Source organism: Nocardiopsis sp. NPDC055551, from assembly GCF_053619415.1.
On record NZ_JBSHJJ010000006.1, the window covers coordinates 388,956 to 397,130 of the forward strand.

The window sequence follows — 8,175 nt, forward strand, 5'->3', positions numbered from 1 at the left end:
TGTTCGGGTGCCTGGAGGTCAGGAACCTTCGGTGCCGACGGTGGTCTTGGCCGGGGCACGCCCGACGCCCCCGCGAGGGCGTCGCACCCGCACCACCCCTTGGCACAGCGCGGCGCCCACGATGATCACCAGCGCGCCCAACGGCTGGTTCCAGGTCAGGGTCTCGCCCAAGAGCACCACCCCGGCGGTCACCGCCACCACCGGCACCGCGTAGGTGACGGTGGTGGCCACGGTCGCTCCGGCACCGCGGACGATCCCGTACTGGAGTACGTAGGCGAAGCCGGTACCGAGTGCGCCCAAAGTGGCCACGGCCAGCGCCGCCTGCCAGGTCAGGTCGGTGGGAACGCCGCCGGCCCACGGTAGGAGCAACAGCAGGGGAAGCGAACCCAACAGGAGTTGCAGGGCGCTCAGCTCCAAGGCGCCGTGCGAGGTCCCGGCGACGAAGCGGCGCAGGTAGGGGGTGCCGATCCCGTAACAGGCGGTGGCGCCCACGACCAGGAGCATGCCGAGCATCCCGTCGCGATCGTCCACGTTCACCGTGGTCAGGGAGTTCCACACACCGAAGACGATGAGCACGCCGAGGAACCCGATGGCGAGCCCCCACAAGCGTTGGCGATCGGGTCGTTCGTCGGACAGCAACAGCATCGAGAACACCACCCCGAACAATGGGGTGGAGGCGTTGACGATCCCCATGAGCGCGGATGGGATGAGCTGCGCGGCGAACCCGAACAGGGTGAAGGGGACCGTGTTGAGCAGTAGGGCCGCCACGAACAGGTGGCCCCACAGACGAGGGGAGGTGGGAAGGCGCCCCCCCGCGCAGGAGAAGGACCGCCACCAGCGGCAACGCCCCCATGAGCATGCGCCCCAGGGACAACTGTACGGGGGTGAGGACCTCCGCGCCGATCCTGATCAGGACGAAGCTCATCCCCCAGACCAGGGTGAGCAGCACGAACTTCGCACGCCACCCGGACAGGGGTCGCGGTACGGAGGAGACCGTGGCGGAGGGAGCCGGGGAGGTGTTCATGGAACGGTTCTATCCCGACAGCTGCGTTAGGTCTACTTCATTCTTCTAAATCGATGAGTTAGTGTTCCTTACATGCTCAGCGTCGACCGGCTCCGCGTCCTCCACGCCATCGCCGTGCACGGATCCCTCAGTGCCGCCTCCAAGGCCCTCCACGTCACCAACTCCGCGGTCTCACAACAACTCACCAAGCTGGAACGCGAGGTGGGGCAGTCCCTGGTGGAACGCAACGGCCGTGGCGTACGACTGACCGACGCCGCCGAACTCCTCGTCGACCACACCTCGCGCATCCTGTCCCTGGTCCAACGGGCCGAGGCCGACCTGGAAGCCCACCGCGACGACGTCACCGGACATCTGCGCCTGTCCGCCACGCCCACCGCGGTCCGTGGACTGCTGCCCAGGGCACTCCCGGCCCTGCGCGACGCCCACCCCGGGTTGCGCGTGGAGCTGTACGAGGAGGAACCCCACGAGAGCGTGCCCACCATGGTCCGCGGCGAGGCGGACCTGGCCATGGTCGTGGACTGGGTCGGCCGCCCCCTGCCACTGCCCGAGGGGATGACCCGCGCCCCGTTGATGGAGGACGTCGGCGACATCGCCCTGCCCGCCGACCACCCCCTTGCCCACCGTGAACTGCTCGAACTCGACGAGATCCTCGACCTGCCCTGGATCAGCTGGGGTCGTGGTTCCATCTGTGACGACTGGCTGCACGGGATCATCCGCCGACGCGACGGCGTACCGAACGTCGTGCACAAAGTCGAGGAACACCAGACCAAACTGGCCCTCATCGCCGCCGGGATCGGGGCCGCGGTCATGCCCCGTCTCGGTCGAGGGCCCCTGCCCGAAGGGGTGCGGGTCGTACCCGTACAGCCGGCCCTGGTGCGCCAGGTCTACGTCTTCTGGCGCACCGACGCCTCCCGGCGCCCGGCCATCCGCGCCGTCGTCCGAGCCCTGCGCGAAGCCGCCGCCCACCTCACCGAACAACGTCCCACCCCGGTCTCGGGGTCGATGGGTTCGGCGCAGGGGTGAGGGAGGTCGATCGGGCGGCGGACCGGGGCGAACGGACCGCCGCCACAAGAACGAGTGTCACCGGGAAACGAGTGTCACCGAGAAAGGGGTCCGCGGGTCGCACCCGCCGGTGCCATCAGCGCACGTCCGATCACTCCGGCCCGAGCAGGTCCGACATGGTGGTGGTCGGGCTGATCACTTCGGGGTCGGTACGCACGTCCACCAGGGTCGGCAGGTCGGCGGTGACCGCCTCGGTCAGGGCCTTCTCCAGCTCCTCCCGGGTGTGCACGGTGGCGCCCCGCGCTCCCAGGGCGCGGGCGTAACCGGCCAGGTCCAGCGGGCCGCTGATCTCCGTCCCGGCCAATCGGCCCAGCTCACGCGCCTGGTGCATCGCGATCGTGCCGTACAGCCCGTTCTGGAACACCACCACGGTCACGGCGGCGCGCATGCGCACCGCGGTCTCCAGTTCCTGACCGGTCATCAGCGCCCCACCGTCACCGGCCACGGCCACCACCGTGCGTTCGGGATCGGCGATTTTGGCCGCCACCGCCGCGGGGACGGCGTACCCCATGGCACCACTGGTGGGGGCGAGTTGGGTCCGTGGGTGACGGAACCACCAGCCGCGGTGCAGGAAGGACGCGAAGTTGCCCGCGTCGTTGGTGAGGAGGGTGTCCTCGGGCAGGGTCTGGCGCATCCCGGCCACCACCGACCACGGGTGCATGCGCTCATCCTGGTGCTCGGCGACCTCCCTGGGCGGGGTCGAGCTCTCCACCCACAACCGTCGGGCGGCGCTCCAGTCCCGGTAGGGTGTCTGTCCCGGTGCTCGGGCCAGGTCGGACAGCGCCTTGCCCGCGTCGGCCACCGCACCCAGCCACACGGGACAGGTCGCGCCCACCTGTTCGGGTTCGACGTCGATCTGCGCCACCCGGGTCCGCCCGTCCGACTCCGGTAGCAGGTATCCCTGCGTGGTGGTCTCGCTCATCCGACAGCCCACCACCAGTACCGCGTCGGCGTCGGCGAGCGCGCCCAGGATCGCGCTGGGCGCCCCCAATCCCAGGTGGCCCAGGTACAGGGGATGGTCGTTGGGGAACACGTCCTGACGCCGCCAGGACGCGTACACCCCGGCGCTGTAGCGCTCGGCCACCCGCACCAGGTCCTCGCGTGCGTCGCGCGCGCCACCACCGGCGATGATCACCGGCCGCACCGCCCGGGTCAGCCAGGACGCCAATCGGTCCCGGTCGGCCGTGTCCAGCGCCGGTCGGGGCGCGGTGAACGGTTCCGGTACCGGGCGCTCTCCCAACCGTTGTCCGAACAGGTCGCCCGGCACCGCGATCGCGACCGGGCCCGGCCGACCGGTGGTGGCGATCCGGATCGCCCGCGCGGTGACCTCCGGCAACCGGTCGGCCCGGTGCACGGTGGTGGACCACTTGGTGATCGGCGCGTAGAAGGCGGTCAGGTCCACCTCCTGGAAGGCCTCCCGACCCAGCCGTTCGGTCTCGGCCTGCCCCAGGAACACGATCATCGGGGTGGAGTCCTGCATCGCGGTGTGCACACCCACCGCCAGGTTGGCCGCGCCCGGGCCGCGGGTGGCGGCGGCGACCGCCGGGACCCCGGTGAGCTTGGCGTCGGCCTCGGCCATGAAGGCGGCTCCGCCCTCGTGCCGGGTGGAGACCAGCGTCATCTCGGGGTGGTGGTCGATGGCGTCGGCGAGTTCGAGGAAGCTCTCACCCGGGACGGTGTAGCAGCGTCTGATCCCGGCTGCGGCCAGGACCTGCACGGCCGCGTGCGCGGCGGTGTCGTCGGGGGGTAGGGGCCGTTGTGCGGCAGGGGCCATGGAGGCGGGTCCTTCCATCGTCGCAAGGTCCTCTCAAGGCGCGCTCGGAACCAGGGTGTGTCCCGAGAGCATGCGGCCGACTCTCGCAGGCGACCCAGGGCCGGTCAAGGGTGGGCTTCGCGGCCTGTGGACAACTCCCCACAAGCCCCCTCGAATCCGTTGACCGGCCCGACGCTCACAACCCCAGGGCCCGCAGGGCGGCCGTGGTGGCGGCCGCGGCGATCACCACGACCAGGAAGGGCGCTCGGAGGACCAGAGCCAGCACCGCCGCTCCCACCCCCGCCATGCGGGCGGTGTCCCAGGCCAGGGCCTGGCCCTCCCCGCGCAACGCCTCCACCGCGATGAGCGCGGCCAACAGCGCCACCGGAACGGCGATCGCGAACCGTCGCAGCCAGGGGTTGTCCAGGAGTCGTCGGGGCGCGGCCATGCCCGCGTACTTGAGCAGGTAGCAGCCCGCGGCAGTGGCGATCAACGCGATCCACAGGGTCATGACCCCACCTCCTCGTTCCGGCCCGACACGGGGCTGTTCGCGTCGGCCGGACCGGGAACCCGCGGCTCCGGACCGAACAGTGCGATCAGCCCGGCAGAGGCGGCCAGCAGCACCGGTACCCCGGGCGGCAGGATCGGGGTGGTGGCCAGCGCCACGCCCGCGCCCAACAGGGCGATCAGTCGGGTGCGTCCACCCTCGTCACGCAAACGGGGCCACAACAGCCCCAGGAAGATCGCCGGACCCACCGCGTCCAGACCGAACGCGTCGATGTCGCTCACCCGCTCGGTGGCCAGCGCGCCCAACAGGGTGAAGGCGACCCAGAACGACCCCAGCACCGCGTAGGTCGTCACGAAGGCGAGCCGGGCCGACTCCCGGTCCGGTTGGGCGAGGGCCATCGCGGTGGTCTCGTCGATCACCCCGTGGGCGGCCAGCGCCCGCTTGGCGCCCCGCCACCCCAGTACTTCGGTCAACCGCAACCCGTACAGGGTGTTACGGGCGCCCAGAAGCAGCGCGCCGAGCGCGCCCGCGACCAGGCTCCCACCGCCGGAGATCACCCCCACCAGGGCGAACTGGGAGGCGCCGGTGAACATGAACAGGCTGAGGAACACGGACTGGGCGGGGGACAACCCCGCGGCCACCGCGGCCGTACCGAAGGCCAGGCCGGCGGCGCCCACGGCGACACCGATGCCCAGGCCGTCCCGGAGGGCCGGGGAGCGCAGTTGCGACAGGATACTCACACTCGCCCACGTTAGGCGGCTTCGTGTCACCGGTCTTGAACGTTCTTGCGTCTCGTGATGAGGTCCATCACTCGCCCCGCGGTGGCCGGTCACCCAGGTCGCGCCGGTAGGCGCCGGGCGGCACCCCCAGATGGCGGCGGAAGTGTCGGGTCAGGTGGGGCTGGTCGGCGAAGCCCACCTCCGTGGCGACCTCCCCGACCCGCCTTCCCTCAAGGAGCAGGGCTCGGGCCCGGTCCACCCGCAGTTGGTTCAGGTACGCGTGCGGCGGCAGCCCGTAGCGGGTGCGGAAGGCCCGGTTGAGGGCGAAGGGGCCCAGCCCCACGTGGGCGGCCAATTCCTCCAGGGTCGGAGGGGTGGTCAGGTCCCGCGCCAGAACGTCGCGGGCCAGGGTCACCTCGGGGCGCGCGGTCCGTTCCGCGGCGTCCGGGACCCGTTCACGGCCGTGCGAACGCAGCAGCATCGCCAGCCCCCGCCTGGTCAGGGCGGAGGAGGTCAGCCGATCCCCGCGTTCGGCGGCCATGTGGGCGGCGACCAGGACGTGGGACACCTCCGGGGCGTCGATCCCCGATTCGCGGAAGCCGGGTGTGCCCCGCATTCCCAGCTCACGGCCGATCTCCTCGACCACCTCGGGGGCGGGGTAGAACACCCGATATCCCCACCCCTCGGGGACGCCGGCGTGTCCGGTGTGCACCTCGCCGGGGGCGACCACGGCCAACCCGCCCGGGCCGACCCGGGCGCGACCGCGCGGGTGGGTGTACTCCTCGATCCCGCCGGTGATCATCCCGATCGTGTAGGTGGGATGGGTGTGCCGGGTGAAGGACGTGGTGACGAACCGGGCGGTCAGGAGTTCGGTTCCGGGCAGGCCCGAAAAGCGCCAGTACCGTGCTCGTTCCACGCGCGGATCCTCGACGGTGGGATGGACCTCGCTCGGCATGCCCATACCCCCAGGTTATTAGGGCGTGGGCACCGGACACCGGCGGGGAGGGCTCCGTTAGTCTGCGCTCATGGAAAAACCACGGATTCTCCGAGTGCGCGGGGAACGGGATCGCGCGGCCGTCTTCGTCATCCGGGGCGCGGTGTTCGTCGCCGAACAGCGGGTGCCCATCGCCGAGGAATGGGACGAGCGCGACACCACCGCCGAGTTCCTCCTGGCCAAGGAGGGCGACGTACCGGTGGGCACCGTCAGGTTGGTGGACCAGGGTGAGGGCGTGGGACTGCTGGGGCGCATGGCGGTCCTGCCGGAGGGGCGCGGGAAGGGGATCGGTGCGGCCCTGGTGCGCGCGGTCGGGGACCTGGCGGTGGAGATGGGACTGAAGAGGGTCGAGTTGCACGCGCAGACCCACGCGCTCGGCTTCTACGAACGACTGGGATACGTCGCCCACGGCCCGGAATTCCTCGACGCGGGGATCCCCCACCGGCACATGGAGCACGAGTTGTCCTGAACCCGCCGGCGGTGGTCCCCGTCTCCGCTGCGTGTGATGGGGAGCGCACCGCCGTACCAGGCTGTTTCGGAATACTACCGAGTAGGATTCGGTTTTGACGTTGAGCAGGCCCCGCCCCCGGGCCGACGCCCACGAACCGAACATCGACGAGGAACACATGACGGTCAACACGCAGCCGGCCACCGAGACGTCCGACCCTCGGTCCTTCGGACTTCCCCTGGTCCAGGGGACCGAGATCCCCGCCGAACTGCGCTCCCTGGTCTCTCGTGTGCACGACCTCATCGACGCCGTCGCCAACACCGAGGTCGACACCGACACCCTCGCCGAGACCGCCGCCACCGTCGAAGGTCTCACCGAACGACTCAACGTCGCCCGTCGCGAGATCGGCACCATGGTCACCCGCGAGCTCGGTGATGGGACCACCGAGGTGGGCACCATCACCAACATCGTCGCCGGTGACACCAACCCGGCCGCGCCGCAGCTCGCCCTCATGCGCACCGAAGAGGGTCTGCGCGCCGAGATCACCCTCAACACGATCTACCAGGGCCCTCCCGGCCTGGTGCACGGCGGCTGGATCGCCGCCATGCTCGACCAAGCCGTCGGCAGCGTCTCCGCCGTCGAGACCAGCCCCGGCCTGACCGCGCACCTGGAGATCGACTACCGCAAGCCCACCCCGCTGTTCACCCCGCTGGAGATCACCTCGTGGGTGGACCGGGTCGAGGGCCGCAAGGTGTACGTCGCCGGACAGATCCGCGCCAACGGCCAGGTCACCGCGGAGGGCAGCGCGCTCATGATCCGCGTCGAGGTCCCCGAATAGAGTCGAGGCCTCGAAGAGACACGCTGCACCTCGGAGCGGGTATGATCGCCCCCATGACCCACCGCTATTTCGTGTTTAGCAAGCCGACGGACCCGTCGGCCGCTTCCACGTAGGCGGAACCAGGGGAACGTCGGCAAGAGAGCACTCGGGCAACGCCCGGTGCTCTTTCGCTTTTCCGGGCGGCCGACGCCCCGATTCCCCCGTCCTCGGGGACATACGGCCGCACCGCGCACCCGTACACACCGAGGAAGGGACCCACCGTGCACGACCACCGCATCCCGCCGCAGAACGACGACCACATCGCCCGGCTACGCGGTCGGATCGACGTGTTGGACGCCGAACTCGCCGATCTCCTCGAACGCCGTGCCCTGGTCGCCGCCCAGGTGCAGCGGCTCAAGCCGGTCGGCTACTTCGCCGGACGGGACGCCGAGCGCGAGCGCCTCCTGGTCGAGCGCATGGCCGAGCACGCGCCCCGCCTCGGCGCGGACCGTCTCGCCGCCATCATGGACCGTGTCATCAGCGCCGGACTCGACGCGGCCCAGCAGGAGGCGGCCCATTGAACAACGATGACGCTTCTTGCCCGCTCTTACCCGCAGCGCCGGGGTCGGCGCCGAGATGGGCGCTGCGATGGGCGCCGAGATGAGGGCTGCGATGGACGCTGTGAGCAGGATCTACCGGTTCAGATGGTTCAGATCCACCGGTTCAGTGTGGGGCGCCTGGGCTAGAGATCCTGCGGGTTGTTGGGCGGGGTGGGGGTGGGTTCTCCCTCCTTCCCCGCCGCGTGATTGTTGCCGCCCGCACCGCACGCGTCAAGGCAATGTCGGGTGCT

8 protein-coding genes and 1 pseudogene are annotated in these 8,175 nt (G+C 70.6%); 4 read left to right on the forward strand and 5 right to left on the reverse strand.

What is annotated here, in order from left to right; translation table 11 throughout:
* Positions 1-18: 18 nt before the first annotated feature.
* Positions 19-1,024, reverse strand: a pseudogene (locus tag ACWGSK_RS13875) (DMT family transporter).
* 72 nt (positions 1,025-1,096) lie between these two features.
* Here ACWGSK_RS13875 and ACWGSK_RS13880 point away from each other — a divergent pair.
* Positions 1,097-2,047 carry a LysR family transcriptional regulator gene (locus ACWGSK_RS13880; protein ID WP_452455954.1) on the forward strand — a complete coding sequence of 317 codons (951 nt, stop codon included), beginning with the start codon at positions 1,097-1,099 and terminating at the stop codon, positions 2,045-2,047.
* 130 nt (positions 2,048-2,177) lie between these two features.
* Here the strand turns inward: ACWGSK_RS13880 and ACWGSK_RS13885 are convergent, their stop codons facing one another.
* From ACWGSK_RS13885 to ACWGSK_RS13900, 4 genes are all read right to left on the reverse strand, one after another.
* Complete coding sequence (locus ACWGSK_RS13885; RefSeq protein ID WP_452455955.1) at positions 2,178-3,860, reverse strand: thiamine pyrophosphate-dependent enzyme; 1,683 nt, start codon at positions 3,858-3,860, stop codon at positions 2,178-2,180.
* Between the two features lie 175 nt (positions 3,861-4,035).
* Positions 4,036-4,350 (reverse strand): AzlD domain-containing protein, encoded by a 315-nt coding sequence (locus ACWGSK_RS13890; protein WP_358507617.1) that lies wholly within the window; start codon positions 4,348-4,350, stop codon positions 4,036-4,038.
* Complete coding sequence (locus tag ACWGSK_RS13895; RefSeq protein ID WP_452455956.1) at positions 4,347-5,087, reverse strand: AzlC family ABC transporter permease; 741 nt, start codon at positions 5,085-5,087, stop codon at positions 4,347-4,349. Before ACWGSK_RS13895 ends, ACWGSK_RS13890 begins: the two co-directional genes overlap by 4 nt.
* Positions 5,088-5,154: 67 nt before the next feature.
* On the reverse strand, positions 5,155-6,027 hold the full coding sequence (locus ACWGSK_RS13900; RefSeq protein WP_452455957.1) for an AraC family transcriptional regulator: 873 nt from the start codon (positions 6,025-6,027) through the stop codon (positions 5,155-5,157).
* Positions 6,028-6,091: 64 nt separating this feature from the next.
* Between ACWGSK_RS13900 and ACWGSK_RS13905 the strand changes: the two genes are divergently transcribed.
* The 3 genes from ACWGSK_RS13905 (at position 6,092) to ACWGSK_RS13915 (ending at position 7,906) form a co-directional block, all read left to right on the forward strand.
* Positions 6,092-6,529 carry a GNAT family N-acetyltransferase gene (locus tag ACWGSK_RS13905; RefSeq protein WP_358507621.1) on the forward strand — a complete coding sequence of 146 codons (438 nt, stop codon included), beginning with the start codon at positions 6,092-6,094 and terminating at the stop codon, positions 6,527-6,529.
* 157 nt (positions 6,530-6,686) lie between these two features.
* Positions 6,687-7,346 (forward strand): PaaI family thioesterase, encoded by a 660-nt coding sequence (locus ACWGSK_RS13910; RefSeq protein ID WP_358507643.1) that lies wholly within the window; start codon positions 6,687-6,689, stop codon positions 7,344-7,346.
* Between the two features lie 260 nt (positions 7,347-7,606).
* Positions 7,607-7,906: a chorismate mutase gene (locus tag ACWGSK_RS13915; RefSeq protein ID WP_358507623.1), complete on the forward strand. Its 300-nt coding sequence runs from the start codon at positions 7,607-7,609 to the stop codon at positions 7,904-7,906.
* The last annotated feature ends 269 nt before the right edge of the window (positions 7,907-8,175 follow it).